This window comes from Streptomyces sp. NPDC058646 (assembly GCF_042716875.1).
Lineage (GTDB): Bacteria > Actinomycetota > Actinomycetes > Streptomycetales > Streptomycetaceae > Streptomyces.
In genome coordinates this window covers 172,151-197,020 of record NZ_JBHXRK010000001.1, presented here as the reverse complement: position 1 = coordinate 197,020, position 24,870 = coordinate 172,151, and the positions used below count along the sequence as shown (strand labels likewise).

At 73.9% G+C, this 24,870-nt stretch carries 23 protein-coding genes; 16 read left to right on the top strand and 7 right to left on the bottom strand.

The genetic code is table 11. The annotated features are described in order from the left end of the window. The first annotated feature begins 53 nt into the window (after positions 1 to 53). Together ACFWUZ_RS00860 and ACFWUZ_RS00855 are read left to right on the top strand one after the other, a co-directional pair. Positions 54 to 815 carry a methyltransferase domain-containing protein gene (locus ACFWUZ_RS00860; protein ID WP_384364868.1) on the top strand — a complete coding sequence of 254 codons (762 nt, stop codon included), beginning with the start codon at positions 54 to 56 and terminating at the stop codon, positions 813 to 815. A 215-nt stretch (positions 816 to 1,030) separates the two neighbouring features. Next, positions 1,031 to 2,605, top strand: a complete 1,575-nt coding sequence (locus ACFWUZ_RS00855) for an RNA polymerase sigma factor (protein ID WP_384364865.1) — start codon at positions 1,031 to 1,033, stop codon at positions 2,603 to 2,605. A 217-nt stretch (positions 2,606 to 2,822) separates the two neighbouring features. Here the strand turns inward: ACFWUZ_RS00855 and ACFWUZ_RS00850 are convergent, their stop codons facing one another. The 4 genes from ACFWUZ_RS00850 to ACFWUZ_RS00835 all read right to left on the bottom strand — a co-directional run bounded on the left by ACFWUZ_RS00850 (position 2,823) and on the right by ACFWUZ_RS00835 (position 7,428). Further along, positions 2,823 to 3,173, bottom strand: coding sequence for a hypothetical protein (locus ACFWUZ_RS00850; protein WP_384364862.1), 351 nt, complete (start codon positions 3,171 to 3,173; stop codon positions 2,823 to 2,825). A 110-nt stretch (positions 3,174 to 3,283) separates the two neighbouring features. After that, complete coding sequence (locus ACFWUZ_RS00845; protein ID WP_384364860.1) at positions 3,284 to 4,687, bottom strand: amino acid permease; 1,404 nt, start codon at positions 4,685 to 4,687, stop codon at positions 3,284 to 3,286. A gap of 75 nt (positions 4,688 to 4,762) precedes the next feature. Continuing rightward, entirely contained in the window at positions 4,763 to 6,895 is a 2,133-nt protein-coding gene (locus ACFWUZ_RS00840; protein WP_384364857.1) for a phage holin family protein, read from the bottom strand. Between the two features lie 128 nt (positions 6,896 to 7,023). After that, positions 7,024 to 7,428 carry a hypothetical protein gene (locus tag ACFWUZ_RS00835; protein WP_384364854.1) on the bottom strand — a complete coding sequence of 135 codons (405 nt, stop codon included), beginning with the start codon at positions 7,426 to 7,428 and terminating at the stop codon, positions 7,024 to 7,026. A 166-nt stretch (positions 7,429 to 7,594) separates the two neighbouring features. Between ACFWUZ_RS00835 and ACFWUZ_RS00830 the strand changes: the two genes are divergently transcribed. The 3 genes from ACFWUZ_RS00830 to ACFWUZ_RS00820 all read left to right on the top strand — a co-directional run bounded on the left by ACFWUZ_RS00830 (position 7,595) and on the right by ACFWUZ_RS00820 (position 9,587). Beyond that, complete coding sequence (locus ACFWUZ_RS00830; protein ID WP_384364851.1) at positions 7,595 to 8,371, top strand: MBL fold metallo-hydrolase; 777 nt, start codon at positions 7,595 to 7,597, stop codon at positions 8,369 to 8,371. A gap of 2 nt (positions 8,372 to 8,373) precedes the next feature. Beyond that, positions 8,374 to 8,994, top strand: a complete 621-nt coding sequence (locus ACFWUZ_RS00825; protein WP_384366247.1) for a DedA family protein — start codon at positions 8,374 to 8,376, stop codon at positions 8,992 to 8,994. A 134-nt stretch (positions 8,995 to 9,128) separates the two neighbouring features. Further along, the gene (locus ACFWUZ_RS00820; RefSeq protein ID WP_384364848.1) at positions 9,129 to 9,587 is read left to right on the top strand and encodes a MarR family transcriptional regulator; all 459 of its coding nucleotides are present in this window, start codon (positions 9,129 to 9,131) and stop codon (positions 9,585 to 9,587) included. A 44-nt stretch (positions 9,588 to 9,631) separates the two neighbouring features. Here ACFWUZ_RS00820 and ACFWUZ_RS00815 read toward each other — a convergent pair whose 3' ends face one another. From ACFWUZ_RS00815 to ACFWUZ_RS00805, 3 genes are all read right to left on the bottom strand, one after another. After that, positions 9,632 to 10,684: an MBL fold metallo-hydrolase gene (locus ACFWUZ_RS00815; protein ID WP_384366244.1), complete on the bottom strand. Its 1,053-nt coding sequence runs from the start codon at positions 10,682 to 10,684 to the stop codon at positions 9,632 to 9,634. Between the two features lie 355 nt (positions 10,685 to 11,039). Continuing rightward, complete coding sequence (locus tag ACFWUZ_RS00810; RefSeq protein WP_384366241.1) at positions 11,040 to 12,257, bottom strand: aminotransferase class I/II-fold pyridoxal phosphate-dependent enzyme; 1,218 nt, start codon at positions 12,255 to 12,257, stop codon at positions 11,040 to 11,042. A 106-nt stretch (positions 12,258 to 12,363) separates the two neighbouring features. Beyond that, on the bottom strand, positions 12,364 to 12,936 hold the full coding sequence (locus ACFWUZ_RS00805) for a TIGR03086 family metal-binding protein (protein WP_384364845.1): 573 nt from the start codon (positions 12,934 to 12,936) through the stop codon (positions 12,364 to 12,366). Between the two features lie 192 nt (positions 12,937 to 13,128). Here ACFWUZ_RS00805 and ACFWUZ_RS00800 point away from each other — a divergent pair, with 192 nt between their 5' ends. From ACFWUZ_RS00800 to ACFWUZ_RS00750, 11 genes are all read left to right on the top strand, one after another. Next, positions 13,129 to 13,947, top strand: coding sequence for a methyltransferase domain-containing protein (locus tag ACFWUZ_RS00800; RefSeq protein ID WP_384364842.1), 819 nt, complete (start codon positions 13,129 to 13,131; stop codon positions 13,945 to 13,947). A gap of 529 nt (positions 13,948 to 14,476) precedes the next feature. Then, positions 14,477 to 15,589, top strand: coding sequence for an NAD(P)/FAD-dependent oxidoreductase (locus tag ACFWUZ_RS00795; protein ID WP_384364839.1), 1,113 nt, complete (start codon positions 14,477 to 14,479; stop codon positions 15,587 to 15,589). A 75-nt stretch (positions 15,590 to 15,664) separates the two neighbouring features. Beyond that, positions 15,665 to 16,582 carry a dihydrodipicolinate synthase family protein gene (locus ACFWUZ_RS00790; RefSeq protein WP_384364836.1) on the top strand — a complete coding sequence of 306 codons (918 nt, stop codon included), beginning with the start codon at positions 15,665 to 15,667 and terminating at the stop codon, positions 16,580 to 16,582. Continuing rightward, the gene (locus tag ACFWUZ_RS00785) at positions 16,579 to 16,965 is read left to right on the top strand and encodes an L-rhamnose mutarotase (protein WP_384364833.1); all 387 of its coding nucleotides are present in this window, start codon (positions 16,579 to 16,581) and stop codon (positions 16,963 to 16,965) included. The genes ACFWUZ_RS00790 and ACFWUZ_RS00785 overlap by 4 nt, the downstream gene beginning before the upstream one ends. Positions 16,966 to 16,970: 5 nt before the next feature. Next, a complete protein-coding gene (locus ACFWUZ_RS00780) occupies positions 16,971 to 17,996 on the top strand; it encodes a hypothetical protein (RefSeq protein ID WP_384364830.1) in 1,026 nt (341 codons plus the stop codon). Next, the gene (locus tag ACFWUZ_RS00775; protein WP_384364827.1) at positions 17,983 to 18,714 is read left to right on the top strand and encodes an HAD family hydrolase; all 732 of its coding nucleotides are present in this window, start codon (positions 17,983 to 17,985) and stop codon (positions 18,712 to 18,714) included. The genes ACFWUZ_RS00780 and ACFWUZ_RS00775 overlap by 14 nt, the downstream gene beginning before the upstream one ends. After that, entirely contained in the window at positions 18,711 to 19,412 is a 702-nt protein-coding gene (locus ACFWUZ_RS00770) for an SDR family oxidoreductase (RefSeq protein ID WP_384364824.1), read from the top strand. The genes ACFWUZ_RS00775 and ACFWUZ_RS00770 overlap by 4 nt, the downstream gene beginning before the upstream one ends. Positions 19,413 to 19,425: 13 nt before the next feature. Continuing rightward, the gene (locus ACFWUZ_RS00765; RefSeq protein WP_384364821.1) at positions 19,426 to 20,178 is read left to right on the top strand and encodes an SDR family oxidoreductase; all 753 of its coding nucleotides are present in this window, start codon (positions 19,426 to 19,428) and stop codon (positions 20,176 to 20,178) included. Beyond that, on the top strand, positions 20,168 to 21,388 hold the full coding sequence (locus ACFWUZ_RS00760; protein WP_384364818.1) for an MFS transporter: 1,221 nt from the start codon (positions 20,168 to 20,170) through the stop codon (positions 21,386 to 21,388). Before ACFWUZ_RS00765 ends, ACFWUZ_RS00760 begins: the two co-directional genes overlap by 11 nt. A gap of 2 nt (positions 21,389 to 21,390) precedes the next feature. Further along, positions 21,391 to 22,656, top strand: a complete 1,266-nt coding sequence (locus ACFWUZ_RS00755) for an ATP-grasp domain-containing protein (RefSeq protein WP_384364815.1) — start codon at positions 21,391 to 21,393, stop codon at positions 22,654 to 22,656. Further along, positions 22,653 to 24,758, top strand: a complete 2,106-nt coding sequence (locus ACFWUZ_RS00750; RefSeq protein WP_384364812.1) for a hypothetical protein — start codon at positions 22,653 to 22,655, stop codon at positions 24,756 to 24,758. The genes ACFWUZ_RS00755 and ACFWUZ_RS00750 overlap by 4 nt, the downstream gene beginning before the upstream one ends. The last annotated feature ends 112 nt before the right edge of the window (positions 24,759 to 24,870 follow it).

Sequence of the window (24,870 nt, the reverse complement as noted above, 5' to 3'; positions counted from 1 at the left end):
TGTAGTCGACATATCCGGTGGTCCACCGGGTCCCGGCCTGGGACGATCTAGACATGACGCGTACTTTCGACCATCTCGTCGCCGAAGCGGAATCGGTCTCCGTGGACGGCTGGGACTTCTCCTGGCTCGACGGCCGGGCCACCGAGCAGCGTCCCTCCTGGGGGTACCAGGGGCTCCTGCGGGAGCGGCTGGCCGGGGTCCGGTCCGTGCTCGACATCCAGACCGGCGGCGGCGAGGTGCTCGCCGGGGCCGGTCCGCTGCCCCCGCTGACGGTGGCCACCGAGTCCTGGCCGCCCAACGTCCAGAAGGCCACCGAGCTGCTGCACCCGCTCGGCGCGGCCGTGGTCGTCGACACCGACGAGCCGCCGCTGCCCTTCGGGGACGGGGCCTTCGAGCTGGTCACCAGCCGGCATCCGGTGACCATCTGGTGGGACGAGATCGCGCGCGTGCTGCTGCCGGGCGGTTCCTACCTCTCCCAGCAGGTCGGCCCGGCGAGCGTCTTCGAGCTCGTCGAGTTCTTCCTGGGCCCGCAGCCCGAGGAGGTCCGGCGCGGCCGGCACCCCGACGACGCGGTGGCCGCGGCGACGGAGGCCGGGCTCGAAGTGGTCGATCTGCGGTCCGAACGCCTGCGCACGGAGTTCCACGACATCGGAGCCGTGATCTACTTTCTGCGGAAGGTGATCTGGATGGTGCCCGGCTTCACGGTCGGGCAGTACCGGGACCGGTTGCGCGAGCTGCACGAACGGATTGCACGCGAGGGTCCGTTCGTCGCGCACACCGCCCGTTTCCTCATCGAGGCCCGCAAAACGGGCTGACGGCGGGGCCGGACGGATCCGCGCCGAATCGGTTGCGCGGACACAGCGTGGCGCAGGTCACTCAATTCAGCGCGTAACGAATCGACTCGGACGTGCGATGAACCGACAGGTGTCCTCGCGCGGCCCCGGAATACAGACCCCCCTCGGGTCTGTTTCCCGAGTTCGCGCGATGATGTCCCGTCCACCCCTTATCTGTTCGCAACGAGAGGCTCCTTGTGTCGCTCAGCCCGTCCCGTACGTTCCCTCCGGAGATCGCCGAATCCGAGGCCCTCGTCGCGCTCGTCGAGCGCGGACGCGAGCAGGGTCACATCAACGGTGACGACGTGCGCCAGGCCTTCGAGGCCGGCCGCATCCCGGTGGACCAGTGGAAGCGGGTCCTGCGCAGCCTGAACCAGGTCCTGGACGAGGAGGGTGTCGCCCTTCACGTCAGCGCGGCCCCCGCCACCAAGGCTGCCGCCAAGAAGCCCCGCAAGGCCGCCGCCGCCCCCGCCCGCACCGTGGCCAAGAAGGCCGCCGCCGCGCCGCGCCCCATCGGCGCGCGCAAGACCGCGGCCGCCCCCGTCGCCGCCGCGGCGGCGATATCTGCAGACACCGCGGCCGCTCCCGAGGAGGCGGCCGAGGCCGCCGAGCCGAAGAAGCGCACCGTCAAGAAGGCCGCCGTGAAGAAGACGGCCGTCAAGAAGACGGCCGCGGCGAAGAAGACCGGTGCCAAGGACGCCGACGAGGGCGAGACCCCCGCGGCCGTGGGCGAGGACTGGGCTGCCGAGGACCTCGCCGACGAGGCCGAGGAGGAGGCGCCGAAGGCCGGCGGCTCCCAGGGCTTCGTCCTGTCCGACGACGACGAGGACGACGCCCCGGCGCAGACGGTCATGGTGGCCGGTGCCACCGCCGACCCGGTCAAGGACTACCTGAAGCTGATCGGCAAGGTGCCGCTCCTCAACGCCGAGCAGGAGGTCGAGCTCGCCAAGCGCATCGAGGCGGGTCTCTTCTCCGAGTACAAGCTCGAAGAGGAGGAGGACCACAAGCCCGCCTTCAAGCGCGAGCTGGAGATCCTCGTCGAGGACGGCCGCCGCGCCAAGAACCACCTGCTGGAGGCCAACCTCCGCCTCGTGGTCTCCCTCGCCAAGCGCTACACGGGCCGCGGCATGCTCTTCCTGGACCTGATCCAGGAGGGCAACGTCGGCCTGATCCGCGCCGTGGAGAAGTTCGACTACACCAAGGGCTTCAAGTTCTCCACGTACGCGACCTGGTGGATCCGGCAGGCGATCACCCGCGCCATGGCCGACCAGTCGCGCACCATCCGCATCCCGGTGCACATGGTCGAGATCATCAACAAGCTCGCCCGCGTGCAGCGCCAGATGCTCCAGGACCTGGGCCGCGAGCCCACCCCGGAGGAGCTGGGCAAGGAACTCGACATGACCCCCGAGAAGGTCATCGAGGTCCAGAAGTACGGCCGTGAGCCGATCTCCCTGCACACCCCCCTGGGTGAGGAGGGCGACAGCGAGTTCGGTGACCTCATCGAGGACTCCGAGGCGGTCGTCCCGGCCGACGCGGTCTCCTTCACCTTCCTCCAGGAGCAGCTCCAGTCCATCCTGGGCACGCTCTCGGAGCGCGAGGCGGGCGTGGTCTCCATGCGCTACGGCCTCAACGACGGCCAGCCGAAGACGCTGGACGAGATCGGCCGCGTGTACGGGGTCACCCGTGAGCGCATCCGCCAGATCGAGTCCAAGACGATGTCGAAGCTGCGCCACCCGTCGCGTTCGCAGGTACTGCGCGACTACCTCGACTGAGTCGTCGGGACTCGGGCCGGTCGGAAGACGGGCCCCCTGGGGGTGAACGGCAGGCAGACGCCCTGCGGAACCGGACAGGCGTGCTCGCGCCGGCTCCGCAGGGTGTCGCCCCCGCCGTCCGTGGGCTGCCCGTACGCATGCAGGTGGAAGCCCCGGACCGGGCCGCGCCGGCAGAACGCGTCGAGATCGGTGCGGGGACCGTCACCGGCCCGTCGGGTCAGTGGATGACCCGGAAGCTGCGCCAGGGCAGGGTGTCGGGCGCGGTGACGTTCGACTGGGTGGTGGCGACGTAGATGCCGTCGTCGGGGTCGGCCTTCCGGCAGTCCGGCGTCCGGTACAGGACGACGTCGACGAGGGTGTTGTTCTCGACGTGGGAGGCCCCGTGGGGGACGTCGATGCGGTGGCAGCCCTTCACCGAGGTGCTGGTGTAGCTCACCTCCACCGGCGAGTCGTGGCCCCGGAAGCTGAGCATGCCCACCGTGCTCCGGCCCAGGCCCGAGCAGGCGGTGGCGGTCAGCAGCAGCGCTGCGACCCCGGTCATGACGCCGATACGCCGGCAGTGGGTCATGGCGCGGTCCTCGTCTGTGCGGTGGCGGCGGTCACGGCCACAGCCTCCCCCGGGGGCGCGGGGACGGCATCCGGGGTGCGGCCGTCCGGGTGCGCGCCCCGTACGGGGTCTCACGCGCCGGTGCCGGCTCCCGCCTGCCCCGCCTGCCGCACCCGGCGGGCGGACATGACGGCGTGGACGAGGACGCCCGCGAAGAGGAACAGCACGCCCTGGTAGACCGCCGCGTATCCGGAACCGGCGACCAGCCACATGGAGAAGCCGAAGGCCAGGCAGGCCAGGACCGCGTCGCGCACGAGGCGGGGGCGGTCGACGCGCTCCGACCGGCCGGTGGCGAGGAAGTAGATCTGGGCGGCCGTGGACAGCAGGTACGGGACGGTGGCCGTGAAGGTGGTGACCAGGACCAGGATCTCGAAAACGCCCTCCGCGCCGGCCGTGTAGTTGTAGACGGTCAGGGCGGAGGCGAGGAGCACCGTGACGAGGACGCCGGCGACCGGGACCCCGCGCCGCTTCCTGGCGAAGACCTTCGGGAAGAGCCCGTCCTCGGCGGCCGCGTACGGGGTCTGCGCGCTGAGCAGGGTCCATCCGTTGAGGGCGCCCGTGATCGAGACCACGGCGGCGCAGGCGACCACCGTGCCGCCCCAGGTCCCGCCGAACATGGCGTTGACCGCGTCGGTGAAGGGCGCCTGGGAGCCGACGAGCGTGTCGTGGGAGACCAGGCCGAAGACGGCGAGGGTGCCGAGCAGGTAGACGGCTGCGGCGCCGGCCGTGCCCAGGATCGTGGCCCGGCCGACGTTGCGGGCCGGGTCGCGTACCTCGCCCGCGCTGACGGCGGCGGACTCGACGCCGAGGTAGCTGAAGAGCAGGATGGCCGCTGAGGCGGAGACGGCGCCGACCGCGCTCTGGTCGGTGGCCCGGAAGGGGCCGAGGTTGTCCGGGTCGAAGAAGAACAGCCCGCCCACGGCCACCAGCAGCAGCGGGATGAACTTCAGTACGGTCGAGACCAGTTGGACCGCGCCGACGTAGCGGGTGCCCGCCAGGTTGGCGAGCGCGGGGAGCCACTGCACCGCCAGTGCGGCCAGGCACATCGACCACCTGTGCGCGCCGACGGCGGGGAAGAGCACCGACAGGTAGCCGACCGACGCCACCGCGAGGGCCGCGTTCGAGACCCAGCCGGTGATCCAGTAGCTCCAGGCGGCGAGGAAGCCGGCGAAGTCCCCGAAGGCCGCGCGGGCGTAGACGTACGGGCCGCCGGTCCGCGGGTGCCGCCGCGCGAGACGGCCGAAGACCAGCGCGAGGGCGGTCGCTCCCACGGTGAGCACGGCGAAGGCGACGAGGCTGATCGTCCCGAAGGGGGCCACCGACGCGGGGAGGAGGAAGATCCCGCCGCCGATGATGTTGCCCATGACCAGGCAGGTGGCTACGGGAAGGCCGAAGCGCCGGGCGTGCGGGTCGCCCTGCGGGGCGGACCCCGCAGTCCCGGTGGTCTCGACGGACGGGGCTGCGGTGCTGGTCATCGGGGGTGCGCCTCGGTAGGTCTCACATGGTGGGCAGGTCGACACATGGTCGGCCACCGCACACGAGGCACCAAATCAGCGGATTTCGTCCCGTGCGGGCACCCCCGCGGGAGGAAAGGTTCCGCCGGTGTCCCCCTCCGGCCGCGGATCCTGCGCGCGGCCCCCGGCGGGCCGCGCGGCGGCCCCGGGTCCGACGGGGACCTGCGGGCCGTCCGCCTCCCGGAGCCAGCGCCGCAGGACCGCGTGGACGGCCTCCGCTCCCACCAGGTCGGCGCCCGGGTCCGAGAGCCCCGTCGGCCACATCAGGAACGGGTGCCCCTGCTCCCCTCCCAGGCCGCCGTGTGAGCCGATCTGCTCCTCGAAGGCGTGCACGGCGCCCGTCCGCGGGTCGTACGCCGAGTTGACCATGATGTCGGCCACGTGCGGGAAGGAGTCGGTCCGCCGGACGGCCCTGGCCGCGCCCGGGCCGAAGGAGGCCAGGAACTCCTCCGCCTCCCCCGGGACGTCCAGCCGCGCCGCCGTTCCGCCCGGGCCCAGTACCACCCCGTCCACCAGCACGAAGCCCACCCCCGGATGGTTCGCCAGGGTCGCCAGCAGGGCGGGGTGCGCCCGCTCGATCCACTCCCGCGAGGCCCGGCCGGGAACCTCGGGGAAGGAGATCAGCCCGAGGTTGCCCGAGGCCAGCACCACCGGGTCGGAGCCGGGCTCCGGGTGGGCCTCCTCGCCCTCCTCCACCGGCCGGTGCAGGGCCGCGAGGACGGCCGCGCGGGCCTCGGCGCCGCTGCGGGTGCCGCCGGCCCGGCGGGAGACCGGCAGTCCGCAGCCCGCCCGGACCAGGTCCTTCAGGGTCAGCCCGTACCGGCCGAGGAAGGTCTCCCCCGGGCTCTGCCCGTGGTCCGACAGCAGGACGATCCGGTACTCGCGCGGCGCGTGCTCGGCGACCCGGGCGATCAGCGCGAGGCTGCGGTCGAGGCGGGCCAGGACCCGGTCGGTGTCCCGGCCCTCCGGGCCGCTGTGGTGCGCGACCTCGTCGTAGGCGACCAGGTCCGCGTAGACCGCGGCGCGGCCCGCGAACATGTCGCCGATCACGGCCGCCACCACCACGTCGCGTTCCACCACCGTGGCGAAGGCCCGGATCAGCGGGTACAGCCCGCCCCGGGAGACCCTCGGCCGGTCGCCGCGCATCCGCGCCCGTACCGACTGTCCGATCTCCCGGCCCACCTCGGCGACGAAGGACAGGGCCGTGCGGACGGCGTTGGCCGGGTCGGAGAAGTACGCGAAGTAGCCGGCGCGGGACCGGTTCGCCCGGCCCCGCCTGGCCGAGACCGACAGCACCAGGGCCAGCTGGTCGGCGCCGCCGCTGAACAGGTTGCCGCGGCTGGCCCCGTCCAGGGTGAGCAGGCCGCCGTCCCCGGTGCGCTCGACGGCGCGCCGCTGGAGCTCGGCGGCGCTGGTGGGCCGGTTGCAGACGACGACCTCGCCGGTGTCCTTCTCGTACCAGCGGAAGGCCGGCACGTCGAAGTTGGAGCCGTGCAGGATCCCGAGCTGGCTGGCCCCGGTCTGGCTGGACCAGTCCGTCCGCCACGGGGCGATGCGGTGGCTGCCGTCCAGCCAGTCCCGCACGGTCGGCATCAGGGCGCCCTCCGCGGCCCGGTGCAGGGCCTCGTACCCGACGCCGTCGAGCTGGAGGAAGACCAGGCCCGGCGGGGCCGCGCCCCTGCGGGGTCCGGCCGCGCGGCCCTGCCGGCGGCGCCGCCGGTCGGCGAGCCGGTGCAGGCGCCGCCGGTAGGCCCCGTCGTCGCGCACCGCGAGCGCGGTCGAAGTCGCCGATGCCACGGCGGACATGACCGCGGCCACCACGACCGCGGTCTCCGGTGCGACTTCCCCCCGCCCGGCCGGGATGAGGCTGAGCGCTATGAGCAGCAGCGAGCCGTTCAGGAAGAAGACGAGCAGGCCGAGCACCAGGGCGGGAACCAGCAGCAGGGCCCGTACGAGCACCGGCCAGACCAGGGCGCTCAGCAGGCCGAAGGCCCCCGCGCCCCAGGCGGCGGTCAGCCCGATCTGCGTGATGCTGTCGCCGTCACCGGCCCGGAGCCGGAAATCGGGCAGGATCCCGGCCAGCGCCAGCATCGTGAGGGTGGACACCGCCCACACGACGATCACCCGTACCAGGGCGCTGCCCGCGGTCCGCCACCGTCCTCGCCACACGCCGCACCCGCCTCACCGCTCCGGCCCGCGACCCGCCGCGGACCCCCGTCCCGCCTCCCAGGCTCGCACAGGGCCGCTCACCCGGCCGGGCGACACGGGGGGCGCTCCGGTACGGGCGGGGGCGCCCGTCAGGTGCCGTCGTAGCCGGCGGTGGGCATGGAGAGCCTGCGGTGCACCTCGGCCTTCATCACGGAGGTGTACTGCGGCTCGTCGAGACCGGCGGTCTCCAGCCGTACGCCGCGCCGTGCGCATTCGGCGCTGAACTCCTCGACGCAGCGCAGCGCGCGGGCCAGCACCCGGTGGTTGGCGGCGACGAAGAGGTCGACCTGCCCGTCGTCGACGCCGGACCAGAGCACGCAGTGGTCGGATCGCAGCCCGTAGAAGAGCAGTTGCCGCGTCACGACGTAGCCCTGCCCGGCGGCCCAGCGGGCGCACATCGCCTGCTGGCTCCGGGTGTCCACGGCGAAGGGGTCGGCGTCCAGGTCTTCGAGCGGGGCCAGGCTGGCGATCGCGGCCACGCGCAGCTCTTCCATGCCGCCCGACCCTACTCCGATCTCACGCCCGCGAGGAGGGGTCGGGAGAGCTTCGGGTTCCCTGCGGATCCTCGGGGCAGCCTCCCTGCCGGGGGCGGGGACGCACCCCGCTTCCCCCGGGGCCGCTTAGGCTCGTGGGAGAGAGCGGGCGAGGGAGGGAGGCCGGATGCCGGTGGAGATCACCTGGTGGGGGCATGCCACGTGCACGGTCGAGGACTCCGGGGTGCGGGTGCTGACCGACCCGCTGTTCGCCCGGCGGCTGGCGCATCTGCGGCGCAGGCGCGGGGCGGTGCCGCCGCCCGAGGCGGCGGTGGCGGACGTGGCGCTGGTGTCGCACCTGCACGCCGACCATCTGCACCTGCCGTCCCTGGCGCGGCTCGCGCCCGGCACCCGGCTGCTCGTGCCGCGCGGCGCGCGCCGGGCGGTGCCGGGGTTCGCGCGCCTGGCCCGGCTGCGCGGGCTGCCGGTGACCGAGGTGGCGCCGGGCGACGAGGTCGCCGTGCGGGACGGCGTACGGGTACGGGCGGTCAGCGCGCGGCACGACGGACGGCGGCTGCCGTTCGGGCCGCAGCTCGCGCCCGCGCTCGGGTACGTGGTGCAGGGCGCGGCGCGGACCTACTTCGCCGGGGACACCGGGCTGTTCGACGCGATGGCCGGGGAGGTCGGGCCGGTGGACGTGGCGCTGCTGCCGGTGGGCGGCTGGGGTCCGTACCTGGGGCCGGGGCACCTGGACCCGGCGCGGGCGGCCACGGCGCTTGCCGGACTGGCGCCCTCGGCTGCGGTCCCGGTGCACTACGGCACGTACTGGCCGATCGGGCTGGACGCGGTGCGGCCCCACGAGTTCCACGCGCCGGGCGAGGAGTTCGCGCGCCGGGCGGGCCTGCTGGCGCCGAAGGTGACGGTGCGGGTGCCCGGGCACGGCGAGCGGGTGCGGCTGCCGTGATCCTGCGCGAACTCGCGGCGGCGGCCGGCCAGGTACCGCCGGAGACGACCCAGCAGGCGGTGGGGTATCCGGCGCTGTTCCTGCTCGTGGCGCTGGGGGCGCTGGTGCCGGTGATCCCGACCGGGGCGCTGGTCAGTTCGGCCGCGGTGGTGGCCTTCCACCAGTCGCTGCCCTTCGGGCTGCTGCTGGTCTTCGGGGTGTCGGCGCTGGCCGCGTTCACCGGGGACGTGGCCCTGTACTGGCTGGGCCGGCGCGGGGTGCACTCCCGCAACGGCTCGCGGTGGCTGGAGGCGCTGCGCAACCGGGCCACGCCCGAGCGGCTGGAGCAGGCGCAGACCGGGCTCGACGAGCACGGGGTGCTGGTGCTGGTGCTGTCCCGGCTGGTCCCGGCGGGGCGCATCCCGGCGATGCTGGCCTGCCTGCTGGCGGAGCTGCCGCTGCGCCGTTTCGCCCGCGGGGACGCGCCGGCCTGCCTGGCCTGGGCGGCGACGTACGGTCTGATCGGCATCCTGGGCGGCTCGCTCTTCCCGGAGCCCTGGAAGGGTGTGGCGCTGGCGGTGGGCCTGGCCCTGCTGATCAGCGCGGGCCCGGCGCTGCTGCGGCGCCTGCGGCCGGGGCGCTGACCCGGCCGCCTCCGGGGGCCGGAGCTCGCCGCCGGACCTCGCCCGGCCTCGCCACTGGACCTCGACCGGGGTTGAGTTCATAGGGTCCTGGGTGTCGGACGATCTGCACAGCGACGGAACGGAGCGGACCCGCCATGGAGTACTCGCACGAAGACGCCGAACTGGTCCGGCAGCCCATCGGCTACTGGAGCTGGGCCGCCTACGACGCGGTCGTCAGCCGCACCCGGGGCGCGCTGGCCGGGCTGGGCACCACCCAGCCGCAGTGGTGGATCCTCACCCAGCTCGCGCCCGCCCCGGCGGGCAGGTCCCGGGAGGAGGTGACCGGGGTGCTGCGGAACTACCTCGCGGTGGGCGAGGAGGCGCTGGCCGAGGAGATCGACACGGCCGTCGTCCGGGGCTGGATCACCCAGGACGCCGAGGGCCGCCTCGACCTCACCCCCGAGGGCCGGGCGTTCCACGCCGAGGCCGCGGCTCTGCAGGAGCAGCTGTGGGACGAGCGCCATGCGGGCATCTCGGACGAGGAGTACCTCCTCACCCTGAAGGTGCTCCAGCGGTTCATCCACAACGTGGGCGGGCGGGCCTGGCACCACTGAGCCGCCCTGTTCCGGCCCGGTGCGGTCAGTCCCGCCCGGTGCGGTCAGTCGGGGGTCGGGCCGCGCAGGGTGCGGGAAGCCCCGATCGGGAGGTCCCACAGGTCCTCCCGGGGCAGACCGGCGCGGCTCCAGGCGGCCCGGGTCCGCAGGAGCGGTTCCATGACGGGCTCGGCGGACAGGACGAAGGCGCCCCAGTGCATGGGGGCCATCCGCCGGGCGCCGAGGTCGAGACAGGCCCGTACGGCCTCCTCGGGGTCGGCGTGGACGTCGCTGAGCCACCAGCGCGGGGCGTAGGCCCCGACCGGCAGGAGCGCGAGGTCGATGCCGGGGTGGCGGCGGCCGATCTCGGCGAACCAGTGGCCGTAGCCGGTGTCGCCGGCGAAGTAGACCTGGGTCCGCGCGGGGCTGCCGGCGTCGGTGAGGACCCAGCCGCCCCACAGGGTCCGGCAGGTGTCGGTCAGGGACCGCTTCGACCAGTGGTGGGCGGGGACGAACTCGAAGCGTACGCCGTCCAGTTCGGCGTACTCCCACCAGTCGAGCTCGGTGACCCGGGTGAACCCGCGGCGCCGGCACCAGCGGGCCAGGCCGGCCGGGACGAACAGGGCGGTGTGCCGCGGCAGCCGCTTGAGGGTGGGCGCGTCGAGGTGGTCGTAGTGGTTGTGGCTGATGACCACCGCGTCCACGGGCGGCAGGTCCTCCCAGCGCACCCCGACGGGCGTCATCCGGGTCGGCGTGCCGAGGATCTTCCGGGACCAGACGGGGTCGGTCAGGACGGTCAGCCCGCCGGCGCGGATCACCCAGCTGGCGTGTCCGGCCCAGGTGACGCAGACCGTGCCGGGGTCCGCGGCGGGCAGCGGGGCGGGCTCGTACGGCAGGTCCGGGATGCCCCGCAGCCCCGCGGGGTCGGGCCGGAAGGCGCCTTCGCGGGCGAGCCGGGCGAAGGCGCGCAGGCCGGGCAGCGGGGTGGTCAGCCGCCCGGCGAAGGAGCGGGGCCAGCGGCGGACCTCCCCCAGGACCCGCGGCCCGCCGCCCGGCGGCCCGGCCGCGGGGGCCGGGGCGGGGGCCGGGGCGAGCCCGGGGCCGGAGGCGGGTCCGATCACGGACGCGGCTTCCGTCACGGACGCGGGTCCGGCCACAGCCGCGGACCCGATCACGGCCGCGGCGCCGGTCACCGACGCGGGTCCGATCACCGACGCAGCCCCCGTTACGGACTCGGGTCCGATCACGGACTCGCCTTCCGTCACGGACGCGGGTCCGGCCACAGCGACGGCAACGGCCTCGGTCACGGCCTCGGTCACGGCCGCGGCGCCGGTCACGACCGCGGCCCCGGTCACGGACGCGCCTTCCGTCGCGGGCCCGGGTTCCGGCCCGGGCCCGGGGTGGGGCCGGTGGGCGGGGGCCTGGGCGTCCGTCTGGTCCCTCATCGACGTGTCTCCGTTCACCGGGTCGGGATCAGGCCAGTCCTGCCAGGACCGATCCGAGGAGGTCCAGGGAGCGCCGTACGTACGGAAGGGCGAGGGGATCGGCGGCGGTGAGCGCGGCCAGCCGTTCCTCGGGGGTGGCCCCGAGCAGCGGACCGGTCGACAGGCGCACCCGCAGGGCCCCCAGTTCGTCGGCGAACCGCTGCCCCCCGGGCGTGGGCGCGCCGAGCCGGCCCCCCAGCCAGTCCTCCAGTTCCATGGCGTCGCCGACCCCGTGCCGGGCGAGGCCGGCGCGCAGCGGGGTGAGGTCGGCGTACAGGTGGCGGCCCGCCTGCGGGGGCCGCGCCAGGGCCCCGACGGCGAGCAGCTCCCGGTGCGCGGCCGCGGCCACCGCGCCGTGCAGGGCGGCTGCCGCCCGGGCCCGGCCCGCGACGGCGTCGGGTTCGTCGAGGGCGTGCGCGGCGGCCCCGGCGACGGGGCCCGCGACCAGCGCGCCGGTGGCGGTGAGCACGTCGAGGGTGCGGGCGCACAGCGCGGTCCCGCGCGGGGTGTCGGGGAAGCGGACCACGGCGGCCGGCCAGCCCGCGGGGAGCAGGGCTCCGGCCAGGTCGACCAGGACGGCCGCCTGGTCGGGCAGCATCTCGGCGGGGCTCAGGACGAGCGTGTCGTGGGGCCGGTGGACGGTGTCGCGCCAGCTCTCGTCGCTGACGACGAACAGCCCGGCGGACGCGGCGGCTTCGCAGGCCTCCAGCAGCATCTCGGGCGGCGGCACGGTCGCGGTCGGGTCGTCGGCCACCGACAGCAGCAGCACCCTCGGGTCGCCGCCTTCGGCGCGTACCCGCCGTACGGTCTCCAGCAGGGCGTACGGGTCCGGTACGCCGCCGCATTCGGCCGGGGTGGGCACGTGATAGGCCCGCCCTCCCAGCAGCCGCACCTGCGGGGTCCACCAGGCGGGACAGGGGCGGGGCAGCATCACGTCGCCCCCGTACGCGCCGAGCAGGGCGAGCAGCAGGGCGGGGGCCCCGGGGCCCGCGGCCACGTTCTCGGGGGCGGTCGGCAGCCCGCGCCGCGCCCAGTGGCGGCATGCGGCCTCGCGGACGGGTTCGCCGCCGCCGGCGGGTTCGGGCGCCGAGCGCCCGGCGGCCGCGGCGAGGACGGAGAGGAGTTCGGGGAGCACCGGCAGGCCGGGCAGGGGCGCGGGGGGTCCGTACCGGACCGGACCACGGCCCTCCGCCGCCGTGCGCTGCATCCCCGCCACCGGTTCCCGCCTTCCGCGCTCGCACCGCTCCGTTCCACTCCGCCAGACCTGCCCTTTATACGATTGTTTGGTGCGGTGTGCCCGTTGTCGCGGTCGGTCAGCCCTTCCGCCCCAGCAGCGCGAGCAGCCGGGTCTGCGCGTCGGCGCCGGGCGGGACCTCCAGCGGCTCCGCGTACATGCCGCCGGCCGCGAGACCGTCGGCGTACGGCATGACCTCTTTGATGGAGAACTCGACCAGGCCGTCCGGGAGGCGGTCGTCGGCCCCGATGCCCCGGCAGAGGTCCCAGGTGTGCACGACGCAGTCTGCGGTCAGCTCCGAGCAGTACGCGGAGCCGAGCGCGGGCCCGTAGGAGAGCCGTACGGTCCGGTCGAGCACCCCGGGCGCGGCGAAGGCCGCGTGCGCGGCGGCCGAGGCCCGCTCCCAGGCGGCGACCGGGTCCTCGCCGAGCACGTCGCCGGAGAAGGCGTCGCCCAGCTCCTCCACGGTGCGGCCGTCGGTGACCAGCGGCGGGACCCACAGCTGCTCGCCCGTCACGTGGTCGACCAGGTCCCGCACGGTCCACTCCGTGCACGGGGTCGGGGCGTCCCACTGGTCGTCCGCGACGGCGCGCAGTCGTTCGCCGAAGAGCCGCAGCGCTGCGGCGTGCTGGGAGAGCAACGTGTCGGACATGGCTCCCACCGTCCTCTGCCACGGGTGTCCGGTCCCCTGCGCCCACTCTCCTCGCACCGGCCCGGCGCTGCCACCCACCTGACCGGTTCTCTTGACACACAGGGCACGTGTCCACATTTCAAAACGTCTGTCTCACATGCCGAACTGATCGTCTACGGTGGGGAGCACGCTTCGAGGAGGAGGGGTCAGGCCATGGACGCCAGCAAGGAGACCGCCGTCTACACGCACGGCCACCACGAGTCGGTACTGCGCTCGCACCGCTGGCGCACGGCCGTGAACTCGGCCGCCTATCTGATCGACGAGCTGCGGCCGGGCCTGTCCGTCCTGGACGTGGGCTGCGGGCCGGGCACCATCACCGCCGACCTGGCGGAGCTGGTCGCCCCGGGCGGGCGGGTCACCGCCGTGGACGCGTCCGCGGACGTCGTCGAACAGGCCCGCGCGTACGCGGCGGAGCGCGGACTGACCGGCGTGGAGTTCGGCACGGCGGACGTGCACGCGCTGGACTTCCCGGACGACTCCTTCGACGTGGTCCACGCCCACCAGGTGCTCCAGCACGTCGGCGACCCGGTGCGGGCCCTGCGCGAGATGCGGCGCGTGTGCCGGCCGGGCGGCATCGTGGCGGCACGGGACGCCGACTACGCGGCGATGACCTGGTATCCGGCGGCGCCGGGGCTGGAGGACTGGCTGAGCCTCTACCGCAGGGTGGCCCGCGCCAACGGCGGCGAGCCGGACGCGGGCCGCAGGCTGGCGGCCTGGGCCCGGGAGGCCGGCTTCACCGACGTCCGGTGCACGGCGACGGCCTGGTGCTACGCCACGGCGGAGGAGACCGCCTGGTGGTCCGCCCTGTGGGCGGACCGGACCACGGCCTCCGGCTACGCGGACATCGCCACCCGGGACGGTCACGCGACGCGGGCGGACCTGACCGCCGCCGCCGAGGCCTGGCGCGCCTGGGGCGCCCACCCCGACGCCTGGTTCTCGGTCCTGAACGGCGAGGTCCTGTGCCGGGTCTGACACGGAGCCGGCGCCCGGCCTGACCCCGGGCCCGCGCCGCCAGGACCGGTAGGCCACGGGGCGAGGGGATCATCGCGCCGCCCCGACCCGCGGTCAGCGGTCAAGGAGCCCCCCGGCGTACCCAAAAAACCCTTCGGTGCCCGGCCGCGTTCCGCTTGCCTCGCGTCCCGGGCACCGCCGGTGCCACCCCGCTCCCTGGCGGCAGCAGGGCCGGTGCCGGCGGGCGGCCCCGGACGGCGGCGGGGCCGGCTTCCGCATGCAGTGTGGGGGCGGCCGGCTGCCGCCCGGGGAGCCGCCGGACCTGACGAAGCACGCCCGGTGCTCCTCGACGCTCCCCGGTCCGCCGACCTAGCTTCCTCGTGTCGTGAACGCGCTGATCACCGGCCGGACGCCCGCCTGGCGCCCGGATGCGGCCGGCGGCGTCCGCGTGTTCCGTTGCACTGACGAGCACCACCGGGTTCCGGCCCGGGTCCGGGGGGAGAGTCGATCATGCGTGTCACTGAGGCCGATGAAGTCCGGTGTTGCCACCATGGCTGAACCCTCCCTGGCCGCCGCGGACGTGGTGGTGATCGGCGGCGGGGTCGTCGGGGCGGCGGTGTTCCACGAACTCGTCGACCGCGGGGTCGCCGTACTCCTGGTCGAACGCGGCCGGGCGGGCCTCGGGACCACGGCGTGGAGCGGCGGCATCGTGCGCTGCTACCACGACGACCCCACGCTCACGGCGCGGGCCCTCGCCGGCTGGCGGTACTTCCAGGAGTTCGCCGACCGCACCGGCGTCGAAGTGCCCTTCTTCGAGAGTGGGTTCCTCTACGTCCCCCACCCGAGCCGGCTGGCACACGCCCGGTCCGTGGTGGAGGGTGCCCCCGAGGCCCCGATGGAGTGGCTGGAGTCCGCCGAGGCGGACCTCAGGTTCGGCCACCTCCTGAACCGGCCGGTCGACGGCGCGGTATGGGAGCCCCGGGCCGGATGGTCGGATCCGATCGACATCACCCGCGCCTACCTCGCCGCCGGACGGCGCAAGGGCGGCCGGGTCCTGGAAGGCGTGGAGGCGCGGGAACTCCTGCGCACCGGCGGCCGGTTGCGGGGCATCCGCACCGGGGCCGGCGTCATCGCCGCGGACCGCGTCGTCGTGGCCGCGGGCGCCGACACCCCCCGGCTGCTCGACTCCTGGGGGGTCCCCCACGATCTGTGGGCGCAGGCCGTTCAGGTCGAACTCCGGCTGCCCGACGGCACGGTGAAGGACCACCCCGCCTACATGGACGACGTCCACGACGTCAACGGCCGCCCGGACCCGGAGTCCGGCGGCATGCTGCTCGGCCACCCCACCGGACAGCGCGTGGACGCCCCGGCCGGGGGCCTCCCCGCCGACCCGGAGCAGACCCGGCGGGCCGTGGCCGCGGGAAGCACCCGCTTCCGGTGGGCCGCGCGGAGCACCTCGCTCGGCACCCTGCGGGCCTCCGAGTGCTACGCCCCGGACGCGCCGCACGCCCCGGACTCCCCGGACGCGACGACCGCCCCGGCGCGCGTCGCCCCGGTCCCGGGCGAGACGGGACTGCTCCTCGCCACCGGCTTCAACGGCGGCGGTTTCAAGATGGCGCCCTGGGCGGCCGGGGAAATCGCCCGCCTCGTCACCGGCCGCTGAAACACGCCGCGGAAAACACCCGGCCTGTCCGGAAATCCGGAAAACCTCCCACCAGAACTGGAAGACACCAAGCGCATGGCTAAGCAGGTAAAAGGCGTTCTGCCCGTCGTCCTCATGCCCTACACGGAGACCGGCGCAATCGACGAGGAGGATTTCCTCGCCCAGGCGGACCACATGTTCGACGTCGGCTGCGACGGATTCGTCGTCGGCCAGATCTCGGAAGTGCTGCGCCTGACCCACGACGAGCGACTGCGCGTCGCCGAACTCTCGGCCAAGGCCGCACAGGGCCGCGGGATATCGGTGATGAGCACCGGGGCGGAATCCCCCGAGGCCGCGGTCGCGTACTCCCGCCACGCGCAGGAAGCCGGTGTGGACGCGCTCCTGGTCATGCACCCGGCGACCATCGCGCTGGGCGACGAGGGCATGGTCCGCTACTACAGCGACGTCATCGGGTCCGTCGACATCCCGGTGATCATCCACCACGCGAAGAGCCTGGCCAAGACGCCTCTGAGCATCGACGCCCAGGTCCGGCTGCTGGAGACGTACGGCGAGGAGCGCGTGCTCTTCAAGCCGGAGGCCCAGCCCACGCCGCCGCGCGTCAGCGAGCTGCGCGACGCCACCGGCGGCCGGGCCCGGATCTTCGAGGGCGACGGCGGAATGATGCTCCTCGACTGCCACCGCCGCGGTCTGACGGGCACCATTCCCGCGACGGAGATCGCGGAAATCGTGGTGGTCCTGTGGCGTCTGTTGGAAGAGGGCCGGCGGGCCGAGGCCGAGCGCATCGGCCACCAGCTCTCGTACCTCATGTGCCACATGATGAACAGCACCGATTACTACCTCGCCATTGCGAAGCGCTTCCTCAAGGAACGCGGAATCGTCAAGAACACCCATGTGCGCGGCCCCAGCCGGCACATTCTCGACGAGGAGACGTGGACCGAAGTCCACGCCACCTATCAGAACCTTCTCACCCTTACCAAGGAGATCTCCCGATGAAGAACCACGCTTTCACCATCCGCCTCAAGGACGCCGCCGCCGCCGAGAAGTACATCGCCCTGCACCGCGAGGCCATTCCGGAGATCGTCGCCCCCGGCGGTGCCCTGGACGTCATCGGTGTCCGCAAGCTCCAGATCTTCTACATCGAGCCGCTGACCCTCTTCATGTACGTCGAGGCCGAGGACCACTTCGACCCGACCTACGACTTCCTGCGCGCCAACGACCTGCACCCGGCCGTCCAGGCGTGGGACGACATGATGCACCTCGACGGCGGCCTCCTCGTCCGCCACGAGAACCACGACGCCAAGCTCAACTGGGCCGAGATGCAGCGCATCCACCACGTCGACTTCACGAACACCCTTCCTGATCTCGACGGGAAGTGACGACCGTGGACCACAACGGCCTGACGGTCCTCGACTGCACGCTGCGCGACGGCGGCTACTACAGCAACTGGAACTTCGACACCGCACTGGTGGAGGAGTACCTGGCCGCCTGTCCGGGTCTCGGCATCGACGTGGTGGAGCTGGGGTACGTCCGTTTCGAGGAGGGCCGGTTCGGCCCGTACGGGCAGCTCCCCGAAGGGCTGACCCCGAACCTCGCGGACGCCCTGCCCGCCGGACACCGGCTGCGCTTCGCAGTGATGGTGGACGGCACCGACCTCGTCGCCCTGCCCGCCGCCGAAGTCGGACGGGAGCTGAAGCGGAAGCTGGAGCCCGGGTCGCTGCCGGTCCACATCGTCCGCGTCGCGGTCCGCTACGACAAGGTGGCCGGCGTGACCGGGGCGATCGCCTCCCTGCGCGAGGCCGGCTACGCCGTCTGCCTCAACCTGATGCAGATCGACCTGGCCACCGCCGACGAAGTCACCTCCTGCCTGGCCGACGTGGTCGCGGCGGGCCCGCTGGAGGCGGTCTACATCGCCGACTCCCTGGGCTCGCTGCGCCCGGACCGCACCGCCGCGCTGGTCCGCCTGTTCCAGGACGGCCAGCAGGCCGCCGTGGGCATCCACGCCCACGACAACCAGGGGTTCGCCCTCCACAACACCGTGACCGCCGCCGGGGCCGGAGCCACCTGGCTCGACGGCACCGTCCACGGCATGGGCCGCGGGGCGGGCAACACGCGGACCGAGCAGCTGCTCGCCGTCCTCGGCGACGGGCCGGAGAGGCTGCAGCCACTGATGGACATCGTCGTGCGGCACTTCCACCCCCTGATGGACAAGTACCGCTGGGGCCCGAGCGGGCTCTACGCCCTCGCCGGCATGCGGAACGTGCACCCCACGTACGTCCAGCGCATCGAGGAGAACACCGGCCTGTCGGCCGACGAGAAGCTGAGCGCGCTCGGCTTCCTGGCGCAGGCCTCGGCCTCCGCCTTCTCCCCGGCCCTGTTCGACGAGGCGCTGGCCCATGCCCGGGTCTGAGCGGCTCCTGGACGTACTGGCCGGTCACCCGGTCGTCGTCTTCGACCTCGACGGAGTGATCGTGGACTCCAACGAGCTCAAGGTCGACTGCGTCCGCGAGGTGTTCGCGCAGTACCCGCCGGAGCTGGTCGAGGAGTTCGCGGCGGAGTTCCGCCGGACCTTCGGCCGCTCCCGGCGGGCCCACTTCGCCGCGTTCCACGCCGCAGCTGCCGAGCGCGGCCTGGCCGGGCCGGACGCCCCGGAGTTCCACGACCGCTACGCGGGGGCCTACGCCGCCCTCCTCGCGCAGCGGTACCGGCGGGCGCCCCTGTGCGCGCACGCCGCGGAGCTGATCGCCGAGCTGTCCGCGCGCGGCCTGCCGCTGCACGTGGCGACGGGCACCCTCACCGCCGAGGCGGTCGGCGTGCTCGAAGCGGGCGGACTCCTCGGCGCCTTCGACTCGGTGCTGGGCGGCGAGGAGCCCAAGTCCCGGCGGCTGGAGCAGATCCTCTCGCGCGGTGGAGCCGCTCCCGAGCAGGCCGTGCTCGTGGGCGACTCCCGGCAGGACGTCCTGGCCGCGGACGCGGCCGGAACGGACTTCGTCCTGGTCACCCGCTACGGCTTCTTCCCGCCCGAGCAGGTGCTCCACGACCGCCCCGGGCGTTCGGCGCGGTTCGTCACCGATCTCGACCCGCGGGGCCCCGTACGTGAACTGGCAAGCAGAGGAGGACGAGCGTGACCGACGACAGGCTGCTGCCGGTGGTGGTCTCCGGCGCGACGAAGGGCCTGGGCCGGGCCCTGGCCCGGCGCTTCGCCGGACTGGGCTACCCGGTGGCCGGCTGCGGCCGCGACACCGGGGCCCTCCAGGAACTGAGGGCCGAACTGGGCGCCGGGCACCGCTTCGACCGGGTGGACGTCACCGACGCCGACCAGGTGGAGGAATGGGCGCGGCGGGTCCACGCGGACCTGGGCGCGCCGGGGCTGGTCGTCGCCAACGCGGGGGCCGTCAACGCGCCGGCGCCGCTGTGGGAGGTTCCCCCGGCGGAGTTCGACGCGGTGCTGCGGGTGAACGTGGGCGGCGTGTACACGATGGCCCGCGCCTTCATCCCCCGGATCGCCGAAGGCGGCACGCTCGTCACCGTCTCCTCGGGCTGGGGCCGCAACCCCCGGGCCATGCTCGCCACTTACACCGCGAGCAAGTTCGCCGTCGAGGGTCTGACCCGCGCGGTGGCCGAGGAGACGGCCCGGCTGCGGCCCGGCGTGCGGGTGGTGGCGGCCGATCCCGGCGGCGGCATCGACACCGACATGCTCGCGACCTGCCTCCCGGACGAGCACCACACCTACCCCACGCCCGACGAGTGGGCCCGGACCGCCGCCGATGCGCTGATCCACCGGCTGCCCGCCGAGCGCTCGGAAGACACCCTCATCTTGAGCTAAGGAACGCAACGCTATGAAGAACACGAGCGTCGTGGTCACGGGCGCGGCCCGCGACTTCGGCCGGACGCTGGCGATCCGCTTCGCCTCCCTGGGCGCCGAGGTCTTCCTGTCGGCCCGCAGCCTGAAGGCCGCGGAGGCGACCCGGGACGAGATCCTCGCCCTCGGCCACACCAAGGTCCACGCGTTCGCCTGTGACGTCAGCGACCCGGAGTCGGTCCGCGCGTTCGCCGAACAGGTGGGCCGGGTCACCGACCGGGTGGACATCCTGCTGAACAACGGCGCCGGGTGGCTGGACGGCTTCGACCTGGAGACGGTCACCGACGAGGAGATCATGGCGACCGTCGCGTCCGCCGGGATCGGCACGGTGCTGATGACCAAGCACTTCCTGCCGCTGCTGCGCTCCTCGCAGCGCCCCGACATCGTCAACATCGTCTCCCTGGTGGCCTCCGGCCGCAGCGACTCGAGCAGCGCCAGCCCGGCGTTCTACGCGGCGAAGGGCGCCCAGGCCAACTTCGCCGACATCATGTCGCAGCGGCTGCGCCCGCAGGGGGTGCGCGTGATCTCCCTCTACCCGCCGGACTTCCGGAACGTGGACCCGCTCGGCCCCGAGTGGGACGGCGCCGACCGCGGTCCCGGCACCGGGCTCACCGCCCGCTCGCTCCTCGACTGCATCCTGTTCGCCGTCGGCCAGCCGCGGGACTGCTTCATCCGCACGTTCGGCTTCGAGCCGGTGCCCGACGGCGGCGGGCAGCCCGATGGGGCCTGACAAGTACCGCCAGGTGCTGGCGGTACCCGGGTTCCGTGCCGTCCTGCTGCTCGGACTGCTCGCCAAGCTGCCGGTCGTGGCGATCCCCATCGTCCTGACCCTGCACACGGCCCTGGGCCTCGGCCAGGGGTACGGGCAGGCCGGCCTGGTCGCCGGGGCGTGGACCGCCGGTGTGACCGTCGGCGCGCCCTTCCAGGGCCGGTTCATCGACCGGCGCGGACTGCGGGCCATGCTGCTGGTCGCGGTCCTCGGTCAGGGGGCGTTCTGGGGCCTGGCCCCGCTGATGTCCTTCCCCGTCTTCGTCGCCGGCGCCCTGCTGTCGGGCCTCGTCCTGGTCCCGGGCTCCACCGTGATCCGCCTGGCCATCGCGGGGCTGGTCCCGCAGGAGCAGCGGCACACCGCCTTCAACCTGGACTCCACCCTCACCTCCCTGTCGTACATGGCGGGCCCGGCCCTCGCCGTGGCGGCGGCCACCCAGGTGTCCACGGAGGTCGCGCTGCTCGCGCTCGGCGCCCTCCTGCTGGGCACCAACCTCGCCCTGGCGGTGCGCAACCCGCAGACCGAGAAGGAGGAGGAGCAGGCGTCCGGCGCCGGGGCGAAGGCCTCCGGGCTCGGCCGGCTGAACCTGCCCCTGATCGCCGTCTTCGCGGCCACCCTCGCCTCCGGCGCGATCATCGCGGGCTACGAGGTGGCGATCGTGGCCACCCTGCGCGCCGAGGGCCAGATCGAGTGGACGAGCGTCGTCCTGCTCCTGTCGGGCATCTGCTCGGTGGCCGGCGGCCTGGCCTTCGGCTCCCTGCCGCGCAGCCTGCCGGTGCCGCTGGCGACCGCCCTGCTGAGCCTGTCCGTCCTGCCCCTGGGCCTGATCGGCGAGTGGTGGCTGCTGGCGCTCGCCGTCGTCCCCGCCGCCGTCCTGTACTCGCCGGTCTTCGCCGCGACGGCGACCGCGGCCAGCGAGCTGTCCGGGAAGGGCAACAGGGCCACGGTCATGAGCATCTACGGGGCGGCGATCAGCGCCGGCAGTGCGCTGGGCGCCCCCCTCGCCGGAGCGGCCTTCGACGCCTCCGGTGCCGTGGCCGCCTTCGCCGTCACCGGCGTCCTGGGCGCCCTGGTCGCGGCGTTCGCCGCGGTGGCCCTGCGCGGTCGTACCGGCCCGGCCCCGGAGCGGGAGACCGCGCCGGCCCTTCAGCCCGTCACCCACGAGAGGTAGAGATGTCCGCTGCACAGCACGTCGTCATCGTCGATTCGTACGCGCCGACGAAACTGCTCGCCGACGAGTTCCTCAAGGCGGGTGCGACCCTCGTCCGGGTCCAGAGCACCCGTGAGGTCCCGAAGGTCTACGAGGGCTCGTTCAGCCTGGACGACTACGTGGACAACATCGTCCACGGCGGGGACCTGGCCGCCACGGCGCGGGCCGTCGCCGCCTACGAGCCGGTGGCGGTCGTCGCCGGCGGCGAGGTGGGCGTCGAGTTCGCCGACGCGCTCAGCTCCGCACTGGGCCTGCCCACCAACGGGGTGGAGTTCAGCGAGGCCCGGCGCGACAAGTACGTCCAGATCGAGACGGTGAAGGCGGCCGGCCTGGCGGGCGCCCGCCAGCTCCTGCCCTCCTCCGCCGAGGAGCTCGCCGACTGGCACCGCACGCACGGCGGCCGCATCGTGGTCAAGCCGCTGCGCAGCGCCGCCGGTGACGGGATCTTCTTCTGCGACACCCCCGAGGAGTCCGCCGCCGCCTTCGGCAAGCTCCTGGGCGCCCGGAACGTGTTCTCCGACATCAACACGGGTGTCGTCGCCCAGGAGTACCTGCGCGGCACCGAGTACATGGTCAACACGGTCAGCCTCGGCGGCCGCCACCACGTCACCGACATCTGGCGCACCACCCGCATCTCCGCGAACGGGGTGATCGACCTCGTCGACGCCGCGTACCTGATGCAGCGCCGGGGCGAGGTCCAGGACCGGCTGGCCGAGTACGCCGTCCAGGTCCTCGACGCCCTGGGGATCCAGCACGGTCCCGCGCACGTCGAGGTGAAGATGACCAACGCCGGTCCCGTGCTGGTGGAGATGGGCGCCCGCATCTGCGGCGGCAACCTCCCCCACTACGCCAAGGTGACCCTCGGCGAGTCGCAGCTGGACCTGTCCGCCGCCGCCTACCTCGCCCCCGAGCGGTTCGAGGAGCGCCTCGGCAAGGACTACCCGAAGGGGCCGTTCATGGCCTCGGTGACGCTGGTGTCGCCGGTCGAGGGCGTCTTCGCCGGCTTCCCGCGCCTGGACGAGGTGAAGGCGCTGGAGAGCTTCAACGACCTCCGCGGAGCCCTGCCGCCCGGCTCCCGCATCGAGCGGACCGTGAACGACATGGGCTACCCGCTGATGGTCACGCTGCTCCACGACACGGAGGAGACGGTGCTGCGCGACGCCAACACCATCCGCTACCTGGACGGCCCGGACTTCTACGCGCTCGCGCCGGACGGCGGGGCGTCATGAACGGCACCGTACTGGAACCCTCGTCGCACGTCGTCGTCGTCAACCGCTGGCGCGAGCAGTACGCGGACTTCGCCCGCTACCTGGACCACAGCGCCCACCGCGTCACCTACGTGAGCACGGAGGTGGGCCGGGCCTCGATCCCGCCCACCGCCGCCGAAGTGGTGGTCGTGGAGGCCACGGACGACCTCGCCGAGGTCCGCAAGGCCGTCGCCGCACTGGCCGAGCGCCACGGCGCCCCGGACCGCATCGTCGCCCTGAAGGAGGACGACCTCCTCGTCGGCGCCGCCCTGCGGGCCGAGTGGGACGTGCCGGGCCCCCGGGAGGAGCAGCTGCTGCCGTTCCGGGACAAGTTCCGGATGGCCACCGAGGTGGCGGCCGCCGGTGTGGAGGTTCCGGACTTCGCGCCGGCGCCAGACGCCGCCTCGGTCCTGGACTTCGCCGGGCGGGCCGGCTGGCCGGTGATCGTCAAGCCGCTGATCGGCAGTTCCAGCGCGGGAGTCGTCCGCGTGGACGGTCCGCAGGACCTGGCCGGGGTGTCGTTCCGCGGTGAGCCGCGCATGGTCCAGGCGTTCGACCCGCACGGGATCTACCACGTGGACGGCTCCTTCGACGGGAGCCGGGTGACGGTGGTGCGCGCCTCGCGCTACCTGAACAACTGCCTGGAGTTCCGCGGCGGCGGAGTGCTCGGCTCGGTCGAGGAGGACGACCCGGAGGTCAACGGGGCCGTCGCCGGCTTCGCCCTGCGCGTGCTGCGGGCGCTGACGGACCGGCCGACCGTCTTCCACCTGGAGGTCTTCTTCGACCCGGCCACCCGCACCTGTGCCTTCCTGGAGGTCGGCGCCCGCGTCGGCGGCGCGGAGATCCCCCTGCTGTGGCGGGAGGTGCACGGCCGGGACCTGATGGAGACGGCGTTCCGCAACCAGCTGGGCCTGCCCGTCCTGGAGGAGCCCCGGCAGCCCGGCACCGGGGAGACCGGCGGATGGCTGCTGGTCCCGGCGCCGGAGAGCCGCCCCTGCCGGATCACCGCGGTGACGCCGATGGCCGGGCCGCTGCCCGGGCAGCCGTACGCGGAGGCGCTGCTGACCCCCGGCGAGGTGCTGCCCGAGGCCGATTCGTACTACGAGCACGTGGGCGGCCGGTTCCGTTTCCGCGGCGCGTCCAGTGCCGCCGTGGAGGAGGCGATCCGCCGGACGGCGGCCTCCTTCGAGGTCAGCGCGGAACCGGTGGCGCCGGCCCGGGCCGGCAGCAAGGTCGTCCAGCACGAGGCGGTGCGCGCCGCCGCCCCGGAACTGGCCTTCGACACGGTCGTGTTCTCCGACCCGGCCGCACTGGAGCGGTACCTGGCCGGGCAGGCCGGCACCACCCAGGTGCTGCGCCCCGAGTTCACCGCGAACACGGGCTCGGCGCTCTTCGCCCGGCCGGGGCGGCCCGTCCCGCCGGAGGAGCTGGCCGGGCTGTGGCGCGACGGCGGCCGGGTGCTCGTCCACGCATTCGTGCCGGGCACCCCGTACTTCGCCAACGGCGTCGTCGTGGACGGCGAGCTCCGGCTGACGGACACCTGGCGCTGCTACAGCCTGGAGGAGGGGCCGCGTTGGCTGCTGACCGCCGTGGTCAACGCCCTGCCCGGGTCGGCCGAGGTGCGGCTGCTGGAGCAGGCGCTCCAAGCGCTGGTGACCGGCTCCGGTGTGCGCAGCGGGCCGGTCTGCTTCGAGGCGGTCCTCAGCGGCTCGGACGTCAAGGTCGTCAAGTACGCCCGCCGGATCGCCGGCGAGCCGCTGCCGCGGCTGTGCTCCCTGCTGGGCATCGACGGCCAGAGCGGGGACGCGGCGCAGGCGCCGGACGGGTTCGTCGCGGACTACGCCTTCACCGTGCGCCGCGACGGCACCCTGACGGGCTTCAGCGGTCTCGACGAGGTCCGGCAGCTGACCTCCTACAGCGGGGACCTCTTCATGCCCGCGCCCGGGGACACCGTGGCGCGGACCGTCGGCGAGGGCGGTGGCGCGGCGGTCCTGCTGCGCCACGCCGACCAGGCCGTGCTCCTCGCCGACCTGCGGTACCTCCAGGAACGCAATCGCGCCGGAGTCTTCGTCGTCGCCGACTGAGCGACGGACGGCCGCGCGGCGAACCGGCCGGCGGCCCGCACCACCGCCGCCGCAGGCGCACACCCCGCGCCTCGGGCGGTCCCACCCCCTCCCCACCACAGAAGGAGACCTG